Source organism: Epibacterium sp. ABV4_022, assembly GCF_056159345.1.
This window is the reverse complement of sequence record NZ_JBSWVA010000001.1, coordinates 708,230-725,587: the sequence shown is the minus strand read 5'-3', so window position 1 is coordinate 725,587 and position 17,358 is coordinate 708,230. Positions and strand designations below refer to the sequence as shown.

Sequence of the window (17,358 nt, the reverse complement as noted above, 5' to 3'; positions counted from 1 at the left end):
CTGATACATGGCTTAACAGAACAAGGACAGCACCCGGACGACGGTTCACGCGCCTTGCGGCATCACAGCGTCCTGATGACCTCAGAGCACCACAACATCCAGCGGCGGGAAGCCGTTGAAGCCAATCGACGCATAGGTGGTGGTATAGGCCCCACAAGAGTGGATCACCACGCGGTCGCCGGATTTCAGCCCCAGCGGCAGCTGAACGGGCTGCTTTTCATAGAGCACATCGGCACTGTCACAGGACGGCCCCGCCAGCACACAGGCGCCCATGGTCTCGTGATCGCGGTCGGTGGTAATCTTGTAGCGGATCGCCTCGTCCATGGTTTCCGCAAGACCGGAGAATTTGCCGATGTCGAGGTAAACCCAGCGGTGCAGATCACTGTCGTGTTTGCGCGACACCAGCATCACCTCGGCAGCGATGGCACCGGCTTCGGCCACCAGTCCGCGACCCGGCTCCGCCATCACTTCGGCAGCATCGGGGAAGCAGGCATTCACCCGCTTCATGACCGCGGCGGCATAGTCCTGCGGCGCCATCACCGCATTGCGATAGCCTGCCGGAAAACCGCCCCCGATGTTCAGAAGCTTGAGGTCGTGGCCTGCCGCACGGGCCGCCTGCCAGACGTCGGCAACCTGATCGAGGATCGGCTCCCACATCTCAGGTTCGCGGGTTTGCGAGCCGACATGGAACGACAGCCCATGCGGCACCAGACCCAGCGCGACACAGCGATCCATCAGCCCCACCGCCATATCCGGCGCGCAGCCGAATTTCCGGCTCAGCGGCCAGTCGGCTGAGGTGGCGTCGACCAGGATACGAATGCAGATATGTGCCCCCGGCGCGTGCTCGGCGAGCTTTTCCAGCTCTTCCACCGCGTCCGCCGCATAATGGGTGATCCCCAGCGCATGCGCGAACGCGATGTCTGCGGGTTTCTTGATGGTGTTGCCAAAGGTGATGCGCGCAGCAGAGGCACCGGCAGCGCGGCACATCTCGATCTCGGCGCGGCTGGCGGCATCGAAATTCGACCCCAGCGCGCAGAGACGGCGCAGGATTTCCGGCGCCGGGTTGGCCTTGACGGCGTAGTGGATACGCGCCCGGCCCAGACCGCGGGCAAGACCCACGTACTGACGCGCCACGGCCTCGCTGTCGACCACCAGCGTCGGGCGTTCGAACCGGGTGTTGGCAATATAGTGCAAGTGGCGGGGGACAGGGTGTGCGTCGTCGCGGGCAGCAGGCCCGGTCACATTTACATTCATGGTCATCTCCAAAAGACCCGGCCATACATGACCGCTCAGTTCCATCAGAGACGTTACCGTCGCTACGTAACCCTAGGGCTGTGAACCCTTTCGACAGAGGCGCGTGCGTTGGCGTCTTGAGCGCGCGTATCAGGCAAAACCTCGAGTCGATCAAGCACCAATTTCTGCAAGGAAGATATTTCTTTTCTGCATGGCTCCGCGCGCGGGGGGAGGGCGCATGAACTGGGAGGATGCGGGACGAAGCGGACCTCCACGCAAGTTGAGTAAGCTATCAGCCAACGCTTTGGACACGAAGTTCCGGCCAGAGCGTTTGCCAGCGCTGTGCCTTGTTTTCGTAAGTTTCCGCGTCGAAGTAGGGAAGTGAATTCGGTCTGATAACTAAGTGATCGAGGTCCGCGAAGCCTTTGGGAGCGTATACGTTCGCGATACCATCAGCCGATCCCGCGACGCCGAACATACAAGCTGTCGCAAGAAAGCGGTCGATGCCGTCGGTCGCGCGTTGCAACGGGTCGTAAGGCACGCCAAATTTTTTCGGGTACCATAGGTGGACCCGTGCTTGATTTCGAATTTCTATCTCTGCGTCAATACCGGACAGCGCCTGCATGGCTTGGCGAATTGCGGCGTCCTCGGCTTCCCATGATAGGTCACTGTCATCGTAGTAAAACAGGTCGTAATCTTTGATCCCATAACCGGGTGTGCGCCCGGTCTTTCTATTCCAGACGGTCTGGAAAAGACATCCGGACACCAACCAAACATCATTGAGTCCTGTGTAAGGCAGACGCTCCAAGATAGCCCGGTTCACTGGGTTCCCTAAGACAATTGAAGCAAATTCATCTGAGTCCATCTAAGCGCCAACAAGAGTTTAAGATGCAGGTATACAGCAAGTACCTGAGAGTTCGTGCCAAAGCGATTGGTTAGACACCAAGGCAGGATCGGCATAGCGGAAAATTGCATTATTGAGCTTTTCGCGGAGCTTCGCCTCACCGAGAGCAAACGACGGCATTTCTGGTCCTCGCGGTCGCCGGGGGCGCTCCCGCCCCTTTGGCCCTGCATCACAGATGCCGGGCAAAGCGTTGGGCCCGGCGCCGCCCCTGACGGGGCGGCGTGTCGACTGCCGCAGCGGAGCGCCGGGGTCAGCCCCGATCCTGGCCGCGGCGGCAGTGCAGCGGAGCGCCGGCGCCGCCCTCGACCGCTCCGCAGAAGGCACAGCGCCAGCCGCCGGCGCGGCGATCCTGTCGCCAGCGGCAGTTGCGCGTCAGCGTGGTCGTGCGACGCCGCCAGTAGAGATAGGTCAGCGTGCCCAGCAGGAGGAGGATCAGAAGAACAGGCATATGCCGCATCTAGAGGCAGCGCCCCGGGGGACGCAAGCCATGGCGCCGGTGTTTTGAACCGCGACGCGCATCGGACCTGCGGCCCGCAGCGCAGCAGCCGGACCAGACCGTTGGTCGCACCACGGCAGTCGGGGCGCGCGGACTGGCGCGTCAGGCGGCCTCGTAATAGGCGACGACGCCGTCCTGCGGTGCCTCCACCTCGTGCAGGGTCACCGGCGGCTCCGGGCTGTAGTAGGCCCAGCTGTCTTCCAGCACGGCCAGGGCGTCGGTCGCTACGGCAACGGCGGCATCGGCAAGGATCTGCGGGGCGGACAGGGGGGATGTCATTGGGGAACCTCTCGGGTTGTCGGTGTCTGCGTCTCCCTCGACCACCAATCTAGGCGCCCCGCCGCGGTGCCGCATCCCCTTGTTTTGCAAGCACGCCATGCATCCCGTGCAGATGTGGCGCCGGGTCGCATGGTCTGCCGCGCGCCGGTGCCCCCTGCCCTGTTGCGGGGGAAGCGCACGCGGCGTTGTCCCGGGTTTCAGATCTCTGTGGCACACTGTGCGGGTCGCGACACACCCAAAGACCAGGAGACCGGCCCGCCAGAGACCACCCCCTCATTGGGTGCAGGCAGGGTCCGATCCGACCTCACTTTCGGACATGGGGCTTTCCACCCCATCCGATCCTCCGCCTTGATGGGCGGCCGCCTATTCTTTCTTCACGGGAGGACCCGTTTGGCCGATAGGCCGAACAGCCCCCGACCCCCCCCCGGGAGGGGGCTTTACCCCCACACCGGCTCGGGGGCTGTCCGGCCTCCGGCCAGTCGACACCACAAAAGAAAACCCCGCAGCCGCTTTGGGCTCCGGGGCAAATCTTGTGACCTTTCAGTCCCGATCAGACGGTGCGTTCGACCATCATCTTCTTGATATGCGCGATCGCCTTGGCGGGGTTGAGACCCTTGGGGCAGGTCTTGGCACAGTTCATGATAGTGTGGCAGCGGTAGAGCTTGAAGGGGTCTTCCAGCTGGTTCAGGCGCTCTCCGGTGGCCTCGTCCCGGCTGTCGATGATCCAGCGATAGGCGTGCAGCAACGCGGCGGGGCCGAGGTAGCGGTCGCCATTCCACCAGTAGCTCGGGCAGGAGGTGGAGCAGGACGCGCACATCACGCATTCATACAAACCGTCGAGCTTCTTGCGATCCTCGATCGACTGTTTCCACTCCTTGGCGGGGCGGTTGGTCTTGGTCTCCAGCCACGGCATGATCGAGGCATGCTGGGCATAGAAATGCGTCAGATCCGGGATCAGGTCCTTCACCACCGGCATATGCGGCAGCGGGTAGATCTTCACGTCGCCCTTCACCTCGTCGAGACCATAGATACAGGCCAGCGTGTTGATCCCGTCGATGTTCATCGCACAGGAGCCACAGATCCCCTCGCGGCAGGAGCGGCGGAAGGTCAGCGTCGGGTCGATCTCGTTCTTGATCTTGATCAGCGCGTCCAGAACCATCGGGCCGCATTTGTCCATGTCGAGGAAATAGGTATCCACCGACGGGTTCTTGCCGTCATCCGGGTTCCAGCGGTAGATCTGGAACTTGCGGACGTTGGTTGCGCCTTCTGGCTTGGGCCAGGTCTTGCCTGTGGTGATCTTGGAGTTTTTCGGAAGTGCGAATTCGACCATGATCGTGTCTCCTTGCTTAGCTGCCCGCAACGGCTGCAAGGGGCAGCGCGCACGGGGAGAGGGCTGGGCCCGGAGCGATCCGGGCGTCATGCGGGGCGCAGAACCTGCGCATTTCAGTCGGGCGCGGGATCATGAGAAGACCTCCGCGTCAAGTTCGGGCAATGCGGGAAGGCGCGTCATCAGCGCTGCATCGGCAGGAAACAACGCCTCAAGGCGGTCCATAAACGCGCGATCCAATGCCGCCAGACGCAGCAGCATCTGATATTCCGGATCACCAATCATCGCGCGCCAACGCTCCTGCGAGTGCAGATCCTCGGCAGCCGCCACATCCAGCTGAAAGCTCGACCCGCCGCCATAGGGCTGCACCGCGCCAAGACTGTTGTCCCGCAGCGTCAGCCCCAAATCCGCCAGCACACGCGCGCGGTAAAGCTCATCGCGAGACCACGCGTCATAACAAACCGCGATCCGACCGCTGTCTTGCGCCTCGCGCACCTCAACCAGCAGATCGCCATAGGTCGCCAGCGCCCGCGCCATCACCGCCATCCGATCCGCAGACCGGTAGGTGTCATTGCGTTGCAGCTTTTTCAGCAGCGACGCGCTCCAATTGAGGAAGCTGCGGTAGATCAGCAGGTCGCCGTCGAAGCTGTCGCTGCCATAGGGGCCAGACAGGTTGTCCCTGCTGTCAAAGCGCAGATGCACCGTGTCCTCGTAAGAGAGCAACAACAGCGCCCCGTCACCTGCGTCTGCCGCGGCATCCTGCAGGCTGCCATCATAGCGCTGGCCCGAGACCTCGATGCCATTGTGGCTGCTCAGCGGATCATGACCGGGGCGGCAATTGTTCAGAAACAACGCACGATCCGCGTTGCGTTGCAGCCAATTGGCAATCGCATGGTTGCCGGATCGGCGCATGCCGGTCATCCGCAACGCCGCTCCCGGCGCAATGCCAAGGGCGCTCCAGCCAGTTTCGACGGTGGCGAGGGCTGCGACAGAGGTCATGCCATCCCCCCTGCCGCCTGTGCAAAAGGGGGGCTTGCCACCTCTGCCTGCTGGTCGGTTTCCAGCCGCGACAGCCAGTCCTTGTCGCGCTCATAGCCCAGCGTGATCAGATCGTCGCCATGACGCTCCAGATAGCGCTCTGCAGTGGCGCGTGGCAGCTTGGACGGCCACTGGCGCGCTTTGCCCGAGGAGACATGGGTCGCCATGCGCCCGACGTCGCTCTCGGAACTCAGGCCGCCAAACAGCGAATTGTCATAGTAGATCTGCCGCGCGGTTTCGATCTCGGCCTCGCTGAAGCCAAAGAAACGCAACACGTCCGTGAAGATCGCGCAGTCGTGGTCCTCGATCAGATCCTCGTAACGCAGGTCCATGGCGCGGGGATGCCCATAGGGCCAGGCCAGCATTTCCTTCACGACCTGAAGATGCATGTTCTGCATCTCGAAATCCAGCTTTGCCCCTTGCGTGGGAAGGGCCTGGAGGTGCTGCTGATAGCTCTTGCCACCAAGATCGTCGCGCGGGCCATGCAGGAACCGTTCTTGCCGGCCGGGACTGTTTTCGTGATACCGCGCCCCGGACAACAGCACATCACGCGGGTCGCGGATGATGTGCAGGAACCTTGCTTCTGGATTGTCGAACAGCTCCGGCGCAAAGGCCCCGGCCCAGTTCACCACAATCGCACGCCCCGTCTGCGGGATTTTTGTCCATCTGGCCGGGTTGTGAACCGGCACAAAAGGAATACCGAGCGCCTCCCCGATCAAACGCCAGACACGCCGCATCCAGACGGTACCCGTCTTGTGATGCGTGCCGACGCAGAGCAGTCGAGGAGGCGCAGAGGTCATTTAGAAGGTCCGTGCCTTTGGCGCGATCTTCTGGAGGCTGATGCCACCGGCGTCCTCGTCGGTCAGCGGATCGACGATCACCGGACGATAGCTGAGGGAGGTCTTGTTGCCCTCAACCCGCGCCACGGTGTGGACGCGCCAGTTCTCATCATCACGCTCGGCGTAATCCTCATGCGCATGGGCACCACGGCTTTCCTTGCGCGCCTCGGCGCCAACAATAGTGGCCAGCGCGTTGGGCATCAGGTTGGTCAGCTCCAGCGTCTCCATCAGGTCGGAGTTCCACACCAGCGAGGTATCGGTGACGTGGAGATCGTCGAGCTTGGCGGCGATTGCCTCCATCTTGCCGACGCCTTCCTTGAGGGTCTTGTCGGTCCGGAACACCGCCGCATCCGCCTGCATGGTGCGCTGCATTTCCAGACGCAGCTCTGCGGTGGGCGTGCCACCCTTGGCGTTGCGCAGGGTGTCAAAGCGGTCAAACGCCTTGTCGATCGACGCCTGGTTGAGCACCGGATTGGGGGCCTCAGGGTCCACCACCTTGCCGGCGCGGATGGCCGACGCGCGGCCAAAGACCACAAGGTCGATGAGCGAGTTGGAGCCCAGACGGTTGGCACCATGCACCGAGGCACATCCCGCCTCACCCACGGCCATCAGACCCGGCACGACGCCGGTCGGGTTCTCTTCGGTCGGGTTCAGCACCTCACCCCAATAGTTGGTGGGGATACCGCCCATGTTGTAGTGCACGGTCGGCAGAACCGGGATCGGTTCTTTGGTGACGTCGACACCGGCAAAGATCTTCGCAGACTCGGAGATGCCCGGCAGACGCTCCGCCAGCGCTTCGGCCGGCAGGTGGGAGAGGTTCAGGTGGATATGGTCGCCCTCGGCGCCGACACCGCGGCCCTCGCGGATCTCCATGGTCATGGAGCGCGAGACATAGTCGCGTGGCGCGAGGTCTTTATAGTTGGGCGCATAGCGCTCCATGAACCGCTCGCCTTCGGAGTTGGTCAGGTAACCGCCTTCGCCGCGCGCGCCTTCGGTGATCAGGCAGCCGGAGCCGTAGATGCCGGTCGGGTGGAACTGCACGAACTCCATATCCTGAAGCGGCAGACCTGCGCGCGCCACCATGCCGCCACCGTCGCCGGTGCAGGTATGGGCCGAGGTTGCCGAGAAATAGGCCCGGCCATACCCGCCGGTCGCCAGCACCACCATCTTGGCGTTAAAGACATGCATGGTGCCGTCATCAAGCTTCCAGCACACCACACCCTGACACTGCCCGTCCTCGGACATGATCAGGTCGATGGCGAAATACTCGATGTAGAACTCGGCCTTCTGCTTGAGGCTCTGACCATAGAGCGTGTGCAGGATCGCGTGGCCGGTGCGGTCGGCGGCGGCACAGGTGCGCTGCACCGGCGGGCCTTCGCCAAACTCGGTGGTGTGGCCGCCAAAGGGACGCTGGTAGATCTTGCCTTCCTCAGTCCGCGAGAACGGCACGCCGTAGTGTTCAAGCTCGTAGACCGCCTTGGGCGCTTCGCGGGCGAGGTATTCCATCGCGTCGGTATCGCCGAGCCAGTCGGAGCCTTTGACGGTGTCATACATGTGCCACTGCCAGCTGTCGGGGCCCATGTTGCCCAGCGAGGCCGCAATGCCGCCCTGTGCGGCCACGGTGTGCGAGCGGGTCGGGAACACCTTGGTCACACAGGCGGTGCGCAGGCCTTGCTCTGCCATGCCGAGGGTGGCGCGCAGACCCGCACCACCGGCACCGACAACCACCACGTCATAGTCGTGGGTTTCATATTCATATGCTGTTGTCATTTGTATCGTGTCCTTCGCGCGGATCAGAGGGCGAGCTTGACGAGGGCAAACAGCCCCGCGGCAATCAGGGTGTAGGAAAACGCCGCCACGGCGATCAGCAGCAGTTTACCGGCCAGCCCGTGCACATAGTCCTCCACCGCGACCTGCGTTTCGCGCATCAGGTGAATGACGCCGACCACAAGGGTCAGCCCGGTGATGATGGCGGGAAGCGGCCGGGCGTAATAGGCCAGAACCTCTTCGTAGGTGCCGCCAAGGCCGAGGCCAAAGGTGATCACAAAGGCCGGCACCAGGACAACCAGCAGGATCGAGGTGACCATCATCTGCCAGTGGTGATGGGTGCCGGTGCCCCCTGCGCCCAGACCTTCGGCGCGCTTACGGTCAGTCAGAAATCGCATGTCAGATCTCCTTACAGCACGATGGCGGCGAGGATCGCCAGCACGGTTGCGCCCACGAACATGCCGCGCGCCATCTTCTCGGAGGTGGCGACCTCAAGGCAGTAGCCGAAGTCCCAGATCACGTGCCGCAGGCGGCCCAGCATGTGGTAGAAGATCGCCCAGCTTGCGAGCAGCAGCACAATGTCGCCGACAAAGCTGCGCAAGAACCCGTCGATCACTGCAAAGGACGACGCGGAGGTCGCAGCCGCCAGCAACCACCACACCACCAGCAACGCCGCCCCGAGCGAGGCAATGCCGGTGATCCGGACCATGATGGAGGAGATGGAGGTAAGCTGCGGCCGGTAGTACGGCCCAATCATAAAGGGCGATAGCGGGCGGTTGCCCCGATTGACATCGGCCATGTTGGCTCCTTTCCGGTTAGCTGACGACGTTTTAGCCTATTTTTGCGCACTGTCACGCAAACGAGTGGTAAAAATCGCCTGTTAACGCTGCCGTTTGTGGCAATTTCTCCACGTTGTGATCACAAGCCAGATTGCTGTGATCACAAACCCTGATCCCAAGTAGAACAGTCAGAATCAGCACCGCCCGTGCAGGGCAGAGGCATTCCCGATCCCCCCGGGACCGGACCACCTGCCACAGATCCGGTGCTGAACCGGGCCACGCAGCGCTGCCAGAGCGGCTTGCGATCGCAAGCCCGGCGCCCACGTGCAAAGGCCGGCAGGGTCACATGCTGCCGGCCTCGGTATCTGATCCGCGCGCTCGCGGTCAGGCCGCGTTAGTGTCAGGCCGCGGCGGCATCCGGGCGGCTGAAGTTGACCTCTCGCGTCACCTGCCAGCGTCCTTCCTCGAACACAAAGTCGATGCTGAGATCAATATGCATCCTGGGACCGCCCACCGGGATCTTGCGGGAGATCAGCACATGGCCGCGATCGCCGCTCACCGTCAGGCTGTGGATCTTCGACCACATATGCTCTTCGGGGATCTTGTCCTTGAAGGACTCGCCGATCAGCGCCATGAAACCCTGCTTGTCCAGGGTGACGAGACGGCCGTCGATGCTCAGATCCATGACCACGATGTCGTCGTGATAGATCCTGTCCAGCTCTGCCATATTGGCGCTGGTGCCGAAGGTCATCAGGTCCTGCACCTTATCCTGCAGGGCTTGCTCGGGGGTCTGTGTCATGGGGGTCTCCGTTTTAGGCGGCATAGGTACCGTTGACAGGCGCGGCCTTCATGGGGCCACGACGAAACCCGATGCCCTTGGCGATCCAGGCCAGATCCGGGCGGGCAAAGGGCACGTTCGAGATGTCGATGATTTGCAGCACCCGATCCTCGTTCAGCACAAACAGGCCCGGCTCCGCGAAGGGCTCTGACACGTCCTGCCCGTTCCGGGGATCGGAGACATAGAGGCCAAGCGCCTGCATCTGCTCCACGGACAGCCCATAGGCCACCTCGTAACGAGGGCTCACCTCCGCCATCTGGGCGGCGGCACGGACGGCACTGTCGGCAGACACCGCCACCACGTCGACGCCCAGCGCGTGCAGATCGTCGAGGGTGTCGTTCAGCTGGCGCAGGTATTGGGTGCACAGCGGGCAATGTTTGCCGCGATAAACAACGACAAGCATCCAGTCAAAGCCCGCAGCGGGCGTTGAAATGTCGCGCGTGCCGCCATCAAGCACAGGAAGGGTGATCGCCGGAAACACCGTTCCGGCGGCAAGTTTGGGACTGGTCAATTTCGGGGACTCCTTATATGTATTGATTGATACATAAGTAGCGAGCGCGCAGGGCGTCAAGGATTCTATATTGAGTGTTACAAAAAAATTGGGCCGCCCCCGGACTTTCGACTATGATCAGGCGTTGCTGAAGGCGATGACCGTGTTCTGGGAGAAGGGTTATGATGGCGCCTCGATGCGCGATCTCACCGGGGCCATGGGAATCACCGGGCCAAGCCTCTATGCGGCGTTCGGCGACAAGCGTGATCTCTACCTGAAGACCATCGACCACTATCGCGCCTCGGATGCCTGCACGCCGCTGGTCGTGCTGGAGGGCGAAGAGGACATCGAAACCGCGCTGCGCGGCTTTCTGGTCGCGGTCATCACATCGGCCACGGAGCATGACAGCGGCGCCAAGGGCTGCTTTATCAGCTCCAGCGTCGTGGCCTCAGTCGGTCAGGTGGAGGGCGTGGCCGCGCGCGTCGAGGAGACGATCTGCGAGGCCGAGGCGCGGCTGACGGCCCGCTTTCAGCGCGAGATCGACAAGGGCACCCTGCCACCCGGTTTTCCGGCGCGGGACCGGGCGGCGCTGCTGTTCGACATCCGCCAGGGCTACATGTTCCGCGGCCGGGCCGGATGGACCCGCGCGCAAATGCTGAAGGACGTGCCGGAGCGGGTGGCCCTGCTGCTGTCCTGAGCGCCGCCGCGCCGGCCCGCGCCGGTCGGGTCAGGTCAGCTCGGGTCAGGTCGGATCAGCGGGCAAGCCCGGCGGTCTGCTTCACCACCTCGCGCAGCAGCTTCTTGCGGATTTCGCGCGGGTAGTCCTCATAGCTGTCCGCATAGACCACAAAGGCGCCGGGGCCGTGGATGACATGTTCGAAGAAATAGGCGGCGAGATCGTCCTCGCTGGCCTCGATCGCAATGGCGTTGACGGTGACCCGCGCCGCCGTCAGCCGGGCCCGCAGTGCCTCCGGGGCGATGCCCTCGTTCGACGGCCCGTCGCCCGACACATCCACCACCCGGCGACGGCACTGCGGAACCGCGTCGAACATCGGCAAGGCAAAGGTCAGCAGCTCGCCGATGGCGGTGGAGTAGTTGCGCCACTTGCGGGAACTCTGCTCCACCGCATCGGCAAACCCCTCCAGCGCGACAAAATCCGGCACCGCGGTCCAGGGCACCGTCAGGGCCTGACGGGACATGCCGCTCCATTGCACCAGCGCCACCTGTGCCTCTGCCCGCACCAGGGCCTCGCTGACCAGCGGGTCGCGCAGGGCAAAGGCCAGCCCCTGCATCTGCAGGTCATACTCGCGCGGATCGACAGAGCCGGAGACATCCACCGCCAGCACCAGCGCAAGGTCACAGGCACGCGCGCTCCCCGGCAACAGGGCAGCGACCGCACTCACAGCCAAGAGGATCACATCGCGCATGGGATCGAGACTGCGGCCACAGGCCCGTGGGGGCAAGATCAAAGCGCGACCGCAGCCGCGACCTCGCGCATATGTCATTGCCGGGCCGGGGCACCGGCGCATCGCCTGAATGCCAGCCGCTGGACCAGACGCGCGGCCAGCCGCGCGGGTCAGACAGGCAGGTTAGACAGGCATCAACGCCCAGTAGTCGAGATCCAGCAGCACCTCGCGCAGGTATTTGCCATCCGCGCCCCTGAGCTGGAACGGCGCGCCGCCGGAGGTCGCGACCAGCCGCAAGCGGATCGCTCCGACGCCGGGCCTGTCGGTCTCTGCCTTGTCGAGCACCTCGGACCAGGCGCGGATCGTGGTGCCGGACACGCAGGGGTTTGCATGCGCGCCGCCATTGAGCCCCACGATCATCTGCGCATTGGCCAGCCCGTTGAACGACAGCGCCCGCGCCATCGAGATCACGTGACCGCCATAGATCAGCCGGGTGCCATCGGGGCGCGCGGTGGTGTCGAAATGCACCTTGGCGGTGTTCTGCCACAGGCGGGTGGCCAGCATATGCTCGGCCTCCTCCACGGTGACACCATCGACGTGGTCGATCTGCTCGCCGATGGCGTAATCGCCCCAGCGGTGCGGCTCTCCGGACAGTTCAAAATCATAGGCCGAGAAATCAAGCCCCGCCGGCAGCGACAGGTCTGCCGCAGCCAGCGCCGGTTGCAGCTCCGGCACCCGGGTCTCCGGTGCGTCGGCGTCGAGGTTGCCCTTGCGCACCATCACCCAGCGCACATAGTCCAGCACGCAGTCGTCGCGCTGGTTGAGCCCGCGCGTGCGCACCCAGACCACCCCGGTCTTGCCGTTGGAATTCTGCTTGAGCCCGATCACCTCGCTCTCGGCCCGCAGCGTATCGCCCGCATAGACCGGCAGATGCCAGCGCCCCTCGGCATAGCCCAGATTGGCGACTGCGTTGAGGGAAATATCCGGTACCGTCTTGCCAAAGACGATGTGGAACGCCGCCAGATCCTCCAGCGGCGCGCCTGTGTCCTGACCAAGACCAACCGCGCGGGCAAATTCATCCGAGGAATAGAGCGCATGCCGCGCCGGATAGAGCGCATGATAGAGCGCCCGCTCGCCGCCCGAGACCGTGCGTGGCACCGCGTGGCGGATCACCTCGCCCAGCCGGTAATCCTCGAAGAAACGCCCGCGGTTGGTCTTGGTCATGTCAGTGCGCCCCCAGCTTGGTGTCCGGGGTGTAGGTGCCGTCCACCTCCTTCACCACCGACTGGCCGCAGCGCATGATGCCCTTCACGGGGTCAAAGGTCTGGGTCGGGCTGCCGTAGAGTTCCCAGCCCTTGTTCAGCGCCTCGGTGACCTTGTGGCAGAAGGCAGAGGTGTCGTCCTCGCTCAGGAATCGATAGAGTTTCATGTGTTATCCCGGAAATGGTGAGGGCCCGATCAGCCCGTGGATATAGCCGATCACACCGACCAGCAGGATGGAAATCGCCAGGAACATCAGCCCCTTGGCGGTGGTGCCCTTGGGGCCTGGGGTCCACTCCGGCTCGGCGCGGTTGATCGCCATGACCTCGACCCCGGCCCAGACCAGCAGCGACCCGAACAGGATCACCGAGGCCAGATCACCGTTGACCAGCAGATGCGCCACCGCCCAGAGCGAGAAGCCCAGCAGCATCGGGTGGCGCATCTTGTAGAACAGCCGCCCCTTGCGCGGACCCGGGCTGGTGAAGAACAGCGCCAGCACCATCAGTGAGTTGTTGATATGCACCATGAACGATGGCGGCGCCCAGACATGGATGTAGTCGATACCGCGATAGCCGATGACCATCAGCACCACGCTTGCCAGCAGCGCCAGCGCCACCAGCCCCTTGCCCTTGTCGCCCAGGGCAGCGCGTTGTGCCGGGGCGAGGCGTTTGAACAGGTGGGCGGCCCACCACAGGATAATGCCAAGTATCAGAAGTGCCATGTCTTTCTCCAACATCAGACCGGTGCCTGATTACAGCCCTATCCGCTGAGAGAGGCAATTGCATCTGCTTTCGCGATGATTTCACGCGCGGTCACAACATGCAGGTTTTCCACAATGCGGCCATCAACCACGGCCACCCCCTGCCCCGCGGCAGCGGCGGCGTCAAAGGCGGCGATCTGGCGGCGCGCCAGATCGACCTCGGCCTCCGACGGCGCGAAGGCGCGGTTGGCGACCTCCACCTGCGCCGGGTGGATCAGCGTCTTGCCGTCGAACCCCATGTCGCGGCCCTGTTCGCATTCCGCCATCAGCCCCGCGTCGTCCTTGAAGGCGTTATAGACCCCGTCGACGATCACCTTGCCCGCCGCCTTGGCCGCCAGCAGGCACAATCCAAGACCGCTCATCAACGGCAGGCGATCGGCGCGGAACCGGGTCTGCATGTCCTTGGCCAGATCATTGGTGCCCATCACAAGCCCCTGCAACCGTGGATGTGCGGCGATCTGGGCGGCGTTCAGCATGCCCTGCGGCGTCTCCATCATGGCCCACAGCGGCAGGTCCCCGGTGATCTCCGCCAGCGCGTCGAGGTCGGCGGGCGAAGACACCTTCGGCAGGAGGATGGCGTCACATCCCATGTTGGCAGCCGCCTCTGCATCCGCACGCCCCCATGCGGTGTCGAGCCCGTTGATCCGCACGATCTTCACGCGGTTGCCATAGCCGCCTGCCGCCAGCGCCTCGGCCAGGGTGGCGCGGGCGTTGTCCTTCTCCTCGACCGAGACCGCATCCTCCAGATCAAAGATGATCGCATCCACCGGCAGGCTGCGGGCCTTGTCCAGCGCCCGGGGCTTTGATCCCGGGATATAGAGGACGGAACGATGAGGGCGGGCGCGCGGATCCATGGGGCTCTCCAGATCTGACAAAGTCACAATATTACCCAAATCGCTACATTTGACGCGTAATAATTTCAAGGTGAATTGCGCCGCATCGCAGAAATTATCCAGGTGGCGCGTGCCGGAAATCTGATAAACACTTGAATTACAACATGAACGCCCCATTAACCAGTTCTTTGGACCTCTCTGTCAGTCTGAACCATACCGGCGCTCTTCTCCGGCGGGTGTTCCGCTCTGGCGCCATGTGGGCCTTGGGTCCGCAGTCATGATTACGTCACCAGAAAACCGGTCCGTCCCAGGTCGCCGGGGTGCCTGTTCGGCGCCCTGCCGGGGGAGCCGTTCCGAAAGGGGTAAAACCTATGATGAAGACGCTGTTCACATTCTCCGCAGGGCTGATCCTGGCCCTGACCGCCCAGATGGCCACCGCCCAGAGCCAGAATTGCGCGCCGCGCGAAATGGTCGTGAAGCGGCTGGCCGAGAAATATGGCGAGAGCCGCCAGAGCATCGGCATGGGCCAGCAGGGCATGGTGATGGAGACATTTGCCTCCAACGAGACCGGCTCCTGGACCATCACCGTCACCACTCCCAACGGCATGACCTGCCTGGTGGCTTCGGGCCAGTCCTACGAGGTCCTGGCCGAGGCGCTGCCGGCGATGGACACCGACGCCTGATCGCACCGGGCCCGGCCTCCACGCCCCCGCACGCGGGGACGCCTTCGCGTCAGGTCACCCCGCGCGTGGGTACGCGTTCGGGCAAGGCCACATGTGGTCAGGTCATATGTGGTCACGGGCTGCGGGCATGGGCGCAGGGAAGGGTCTGCAAAACCCGGGCATAAGGGATGCGCAGGTCCCCCGATTCGCCGCATCACCAGCGATGACCATCCGCTCGTATCGCCTCTGCACCGTCCCGTGCCGGGGCGCCCCGCGACGCCAGCGTCAGGGTGCAGCAGCGGGGTCGGCCGCGCCATCCGGCGCCCGACTTCCTTCGCAAAATCAACACATGTTGTCGCAAATAGGCACAAAGCAGCAGCCCTCTCCGGAAATGCCGCATCGCAGAACACTTGCGAAGCGGCACCGAACGCCGTAGGCATCGGGTCAGAAATCAACCGGACCGGAGAGATTATCCCATGGCACGACCCAAAATCGCCCTTATCGGCGCAGGTCAGATCGGTGGCACCCTCGCGCATCTTGCAGCCCTCAAGGAACTTGGCGACGTCGTTCTGTTCGACATCGCCGAAGGCACCCCCGAAGGCAAGGCGCTGGACATTGCCGAATCCGGTCCGTCCGAGGGCTTTGACGCCAGCCTCAAGGGCACACAGGACTATGCCGACATCGCAGGCGCAGACGTCTGCATCGTGACCGCAGGCGTGCCGCGCAAGCCGGGCATGTCCCGCGACGACCTGCTGGGCATCAACCTCAAGGTGATGAAATCCGTCGGCGAAGGCATCCGCGACAACGCCCCCGACGCCTTTGTGATCTGCATCACCAACCCGCTCGACGCGATGGTCTGGGCGCTGCGCGAATTTTCCGGCCTGCCGCATGAAAAAGTCTGCGGCATGGCGGGCGTGCTGGACAGCGCCCGCTTCCGCCACTTCCTCGCCGAGGAATTCAACGTCTCCATGAAAGACGTCACCGCATTTGTGCTGGGCGGCCATGGCGACACCATGGTGCCGTCGGTGCGCTACTCCACCGTGGCCGGCATCCCGCTGCCCGATCTGGTGAAGATGGGCTGGACCACCCAGGACAAGCTCGACGCCATCGTGCAGCGCACCCGGGACGGCGGCGCCGAAATCGTCGGCCTGTTGAAAACCGGCTCTGCCTATTACGCGCCGGCGACCTCGGCGATCGAGATGGCCGAAGCCTACCTGAAGGACCAGAAGCGCGTGCTGCCCTGTGCCGCCTATGTGGACGGCGCGCTGGGTCTGAACGGCATGTACGTAGGTGTGCCGACCGTGATCGGTGCCGGCGGCATCGAGCGCATCGTCGACATCAACCTGAACGCGGAAGAGCAGGCCATGTTCGACACCTCCGTGAACGCGGTCAAGGGTCTCGTGGACGCCTGCAAGGGCATCGACAGCTCGCTGGCCTGAGCCACGACGCGATAACACAGATCAAAGCGCCCTGTTCCGGGGCGCTTTTTTCTTGTCCCTGCGGTGTCACGCTGCACCGCAATTGTGGAGCCCCCGCACATGCCCCTGCACCAGACACCGCCGCAGATCGAGACCCGACGCCTGCTCCTGCGCGGCTGGAAACCGGGTGATCTGACCCCCTTTGCCGCGATCTGCGCTGACCCGGATGTCATGCGCTACATCGGCACTGGCGCGACCCTGACGACCGAGGAGACCGCGCGACGCATCGCATCCTTCGAGGCGCATTGGGCGGAGCGCGGATATGGTCTGTTCGCGGTGCAATCGAAGGCCGCCGGCGACCTGATCGGCTTTGCCGGGTTGTCCTGGCCCGGGTTCCTGCCCGAGATCCTCCCCGCGGTCGAGATCGGCTGGCGGTTTGCCAAGGCACACTGGGGGCACGGCTACGCCAGCGAAGCGGCAACGGCGGCGCTGGAGTTTGGCGTCGGGACGCGCGGCCTGACGGAGATTGTCAGCATCTACCAACCCAAAAACGCCGCCTCCGGGCGCATCATGCAAAAGCTCGGGCTGGTATTTGACCGGCGCACCCTGGACCCGAGCTGCGGGCGCGCGGTCGAGGTCTACCGCCTGCCCAGACCGTGACGGCCGGGGGATCGCCGCCAACAGGACAACGGGGGCGGTCGCCTGAAACGCCCCAATCCGAAATCGCCCAAGAGTGCAGAAGCGCGCGGATGCCGGCCACATAAAACCACGCCGACAGCCGCTGCAAACAGTGACCTCCAGTTGCTGGAAGCCTCTTGACGCCGGGCACATCCTGCCTCCGCCTTCGGGGAATGCCTGCACGAATCGGCTGTTTTTTAGCGTTTCAGTTATGTGATCACACCCCCCAAACCTGTGATCACAAATCCGAAAAAACTTCATCATTTAGCGCTCACCGGGCAGAAAACCCTTTAACCTCCTGTTTGAAGACGGCGTACTAGCAAGGGACAATTGCAGCCAGACGGGACAGTT

Annotated in this window: 21 protein-coding genes; 4 read left to right on the top strand and 17 right to left on the bottom strand. The window is 63.6% G+C overall.

Features of this window, described 5'->3' with window-relative positions; translation table 11 throughout:
- Positions 1-81: 81 nt before the first annotated feature.
- From ACXAF5_RS03485 to ACXAF5_RS03430, 12 genes are all read right to left on the bottom strand, one after another.
- Entirely contained in the window at positions 82-1,299 is a 1,218-nt protein-coding gene (locus tag ACXAF5_RS03485; protein WP_474945548.1) for a type III PLP-dependent enzyme, read from the bottom strand.
- 226 nt (positions 1,300-1,525) lie between these two features.
- Positions 1,526-2,098 carry a nucleotidyltransferase family protein gene (locus tag ACXAF5_RS03480; RefSeq protein WP_474945547.1) on the bottom strand — a complete coding sequence of 191 codons (573 nt, stop codon included), beginning with the start codon at positions 2,096-2,098 and terminating at the stop codon, positions 1,526-1,528.
- Positions 2,099-2,387: 289 nt separating this feature from the next.
- Positions 2,388-2,585, bottom strand: coding sequence for a hypothetical protein (locus tag ACXAF5_RS03475; RefSeq protein WP_239318798.1), 198 nt, complete (start codon positions 2,583-2,585; stop codon positions 2,388-2,390).
- A 150-nt stretch (positions 2,586-2,735) separates the two neighbouring features.
- Positions 2,736-2,912, bottom strand: coding sequence for a hypothetical protein (locus ACXAF5_RS03470; protein ID WP_239360329.1), 177 nt, complete (start codon positions 2,910-2,912; stop codon positions 2,736-2,738).
- A 550-nt stretch (positions 2,913-3,462) separates the two neighbouring features.
- Complete coding sequence (locus ACXAF5_RS03465; protein ID WP_239360331.1) at positions 3,463-4,242, bottom strand: succinate dehydrogenase iron-sulfur subunit; 780 nt, start codon at positions 4,240-4,242, stop codon at positions 3,463-3,465.
- 129 nt (positions 4,243-4,371) lie between these two features.
- The gene (locus ACXAF5_RS03460) at positions 4,372-5,238 is read right to left on the bottom strand and encodes a hypothetical protein (RefSeq protein WP_474945546.1); all 867 of its coding nucleotides are present in this window, start codon (positions 5,236-5,238) and stop codon (positions 4,372-4,374) included.
- The gene (locus tag ACXAF5_RS03455) at positions 5,235-6,077 is read right to left on the bottom strand and encodes a sulfotransferase domain-containing protein (protein WP_474945545.1); all 843 of its coding nucleotides are present in this window, start codon (positions 6,075-6,077) and stop codon (positions 5,235-5,237) included. Before ACXAF5_RS03455 ends, ACXAF5_RS03460 begins: the two co-directional genes overlap by 4 nt.
- The gene (gene sdhA, locus ACXAF5_RS03450; protein ID WP_474945544.1) at positions 6,078-7,886 is read right to left on the bottom strand and encodes a succinate dehydrogenase flavoprotein subunit; all 1,809 of its coding nucleotides are present in this window, start codon (positions 7,884-7,886) and stop codon (positions 6,078-6,080) included. It lies immediately after the preceding gene.
- 23 nt (positions 7,887-7,909) lie between these two features.
- Positions 7,910-8,281, bottom strand: a complete 372-nt coding sequence (gene sdhD, locus ACXAF5_RS03445) for a succinate dehydrogenase, hydrophobic membrane anchor protein (protein WP_239360359.1) — start codon at positions 8,279-8,281, stop codon at positions 7,910-7,912.
- A gap of 11 nt (positions 8,282-8,292) precedes the next feature.
- Complete coding sequence (gene sdhC, locus ACXAF5_RS03440; protein ID WP_474945543.1) at positions 8,293-8,682, bottom strand: succinate dehydrogenase, cytochrome b556 subunit; 390 nt, start codon at positions 8,680-8,682, stop codon at positions 8,293-8,295.
- Positions 8,683-9,062: 380 nt separating this feature from the next.
- Positions 9,063-9,461, bottom strand: coding sequence for a hypothetical protein (locus ACXAF5_RS03435; protein WP_474945542.1), 399 nt, complete (start codon positions 9,459-9,461; stop codon positions 9,063-9,065).
- Positions 9,462-9,474: 13 nt separating this feature from the next.
- Positions 9,475-10,011, bottom strand: a complete 537-nt coding sequence (locus tag ACXAF5_RS03430) for a peroxiredoxin-like family protein (RefSeq protein WP_474945541.1) — start codon at positions 10,009-10,011, stop codon at positions 9,475-9,477.
- 70 nt (positions 10,012-10,081) lie between these two features.
- On the opposite strand from ACXAF5_RS03430, the gene ACXAF5_RS03425 reads away from it, so the two are divergent.
- Positions 10,082-10,687, top strand: coding sequence for a TetR/AcrR family transcriptional regulator (locus ACXAF5_RS03425; protein WP_474945540.1), 606 nt, complete (start codon positions 10,082-10,084; stop codon positions 10,685-10,687).
- A 55-nt stretch (positions 10,688-10,742) separates the two neighbouring features.
- Here ACXAF5_RS03425 and ACXAF5_RS03420 read toward each other — a convergent pair whose 3' ends face one another.
- The 5 genes from ACXAF5_RS03420 to ACXAF5_RS03400 all read right to left on the bottom strand — a co-directional run bounded on the left by ACXAF5_RS03420 (position 10,743) and on the right by ACXAF5_RS03400 (position 14,270).
- Complete coding sequence (locus ACXAF5_RS03420; protein ID WP_239318774.1) at positions 10,743-11,417, bottom strand: DUF1194 domain-containing protein; 675 nt, start codon at positions 11,415-11,417, stop codon at positions 10,743-10,745.
- Positions 11,418-11,579: 162 nt separating this feature from the next.
- Complete coding sequence (locus ACXAF5_RS03415; RefSeq protein WP_474945539.1) at positions 11,580-12,620, bottom strand: MaoC family dehydratase; 1,041 nt, start codon at positions 12,618-12,620, stop codon at positions 11,580-11,582.
- A gap of 1 nt (position 12,621) precedes the next feature.
- Positions 12,622-12,825: a DUF1737 domain-containing protein gene (locus ACXAF5_RS03410; protein WP_068240441.1), complete on the bottom strand. Its 204-nt coding sequence runs from the start codon at positions 12,823-12,825 to the stop codon at positions 12,622-12,624.
- Positions 12,826-12,828: 3 nt separating this feature from the next.
- Complete coding sequence (locus ACXAF5_RS03405; RefSeq protein ID WP_474945538.1) at positions 12,829-13,377, bottom strand: NnrU family protein; 549 nt, start codon at positions 13,375-13,377, stop codon at positions 12,829-12,831.
- Between the two features lie 38 nt (positions 13,378-13,415).
- Positions 13,416-14,270: an HpcH/HpaI aldolase/citrate lyase family protein gene (locus ACXAF5_RS03400; RefSeq protein ID WP_474945537.1), complete on the bottom strand. Its 855-nt coding sequence runs from the start codon at positions 14,268-14,270 to the stop codon at positions 13,416-13,418.
- Positions 14,271-14,620: 350 nt separating this feature from the next.
- Here ACXAF5_RS03400 and ACXAF5_RS03395 point away from each other — a divergent pair, with 350 nt between their 5' ends.
- The 3 genes from ACXAF5_RS03395 (at position 14,621) to ACXAF5_RS03385 (ending at position 16,989) form a co-directional block, all read left to right on the top strand.
- Positions 14,621-14,932: a hypothetical protein gene (locus tag ACXAF5_RS03395; RefSeq protein ID WP_239318764.1), complete on the top strand. Its 312-nt coding sequence runs from the start codon at positions 14,621-14,623 to the stop codon at positions 14,930-14,932.
- A 455-nt stretch (positions 14,933-15,387) separates the two neighbouring features.
- Positions 15,388-16,350, top strand: coding sequence for a malate dehydrogenase (gene mdh, locus ACXAF5_RS03390; protein ID WP_239318763.1), 963 nt, complete (start codon positions 15,388-15,390; stop codon positions 16,348-16,350).
- Between the two features lie 99 nt (positions 16,351-16,449).
- A complete protein-coding gene (locus tag ACXAF5_RS03385) occupies positions 16,450-16,989 on the top strand; it encodes a GNAT family N-acetyltransferase (protein WP_474945536.1) in 540 nt (179 codons plus the stop codon).
- Positions 16,990-17,358 lie beyond the last annotated feature (369 nt).

Excerpts from the sequence above, each read along its gene's own strand:
- ACXAF5_RS03460 (WP_474945546.1), bottom strand. The coding sequence starts at position 5,238 with ATGACCTCTGTCGCAGCCCTCGCCACCGTCGAAACTGGCTGGAGCGCC.
- ACXAF5_RS03420 (WP_239318774.1), bottom strand. The coding sequence starts at position 11,417 with ATGCGCGATGTGATCCTCTTGGCTGTGAGTGCGGTCGCTGCCCTGTTG.
- ACXAF5_RS03435 (WP_474945542.1), bottom strand. The coding sequence starts at position 9,461 with ATGACACAGACCCCCGAGCAAGCCCTGCAGGATAAGGTGCAGGACCTG.
- ACXAF5_RS03405 (WP_474945538.1), bottom strand. The coding sequence starts at position 13,377 with ATGGCACTTCTGATACTTGGCATTATCCTGTGGTGGGCCGCCCACCTG.
- ACXAF5_RS03465 (WP_239360331.1), bottom strand. The coding sequence starts at position 4,242 with ATGGTCGAATTCGCACTTCCGAAAAACTCCAAGATCACCACAGGCAAG.
- ACXAF5_RS03470 (WP_239360329.1), bottom strand. The coding sequence starts at position 2,912 with ATGACATCCCCCCTGTCCGCCCCGCAGATCCTTGCCGATGCCGCCGTT.
- ACXAF5_RS03455 (WP_474945545.1), bottom strand. The coding sequence starts at position 6,077 with ATGACCTCTGCGCCTCCTCGACTGCTCTGCGTCGGCACGCATCACAAG.
- ACXAF5_RS03415 (WP_474945539.1), bottom strand. The coding sequence starts at position 12,620 with ATGACCAAGACCAACCGCGGGCGTTTCTTCGAGGATTACCGGCTGGGC.
- ACXAF5_RS03395 (WP_239318764.1), top strand. The coding sequence starts at position 14,621 with ATGATGAAGACGCTGTTCACATTCTCCGCAGGGCTGATCCTGGCCCTG.
- ACXAF5_RS03410 (WP_068240441.1), bottom strand. The coding sequence starts at position 12,825 with ATGAAACTCTATCGATTCCTGAGCGAGGACGACACCTCTGCCTTCTGC.
- sdhC (WP_474945543.1), bottom strand. The coding sequence starts at position 8,682 with ATGGCCGATGTCAATCGGGGCAACCGCCCGCTATCGCCCTTTATGATT.
- ACXAF5_RS03475 (WP_239318798.1), bottom strand. The coding sequence starts at position 2,585 with ATGCCTGTTCTTCTGATCCTCCTCCTGCTGGGCACGCTGACCTATCTC.
- ACXAF5_RS03385 (WP_474945536.1), top strand. The coding sequence starts at position 16,450 with ATGCCCCTGCACCAGACACCGCCGCAGATCGAGACCCGACGCCTGCTC.
- ACXAF5_RS03400 (WP_474945537.1), bottom strand. The coding sequence starts at position 14,270 with ATGGATCCGCGCGCCCGCCCTCATCGTTCCGTCCTCTATATCCCGGGA.
- mdh (WP_239318763.1), top strand. The coding sequence starts at position 15,388 with ATGGCACGACCCAAAATCGCCCTTATCGGCGCAGGTCAGATCGGTGGC.
- ACXAF5_RS03480 (WP_474945547.1), bottom strand. The coding sequence starts at position 2,098 with ATGGACTCAGATGAATTTGCTTCAATTGTCTTAGGGAACCCAGTGAAC.
- sdhA (WP_474945544.1), bottom strand. The coding sequence starts at position 7,886 with ATGACAACAGCATATGAATATGAAACCCACGACTATGACGTGGTGGTT.
- ACXAF5_RS03485 (WP_474945548.1), bottom strand. The coding sequence starts at position 1,299 with ATGGAACTGAGCGGTCATGTATGGCCGGGTCTTTTGGAGATGACCATG.
- sdhD (WP_239360359.1), bottom strand. The coding sequence starts at position 8,281 with ATGCGATTTCTGACTGACCGTAAGCGCGCCGAAGGTCTGGGCGCAGGG.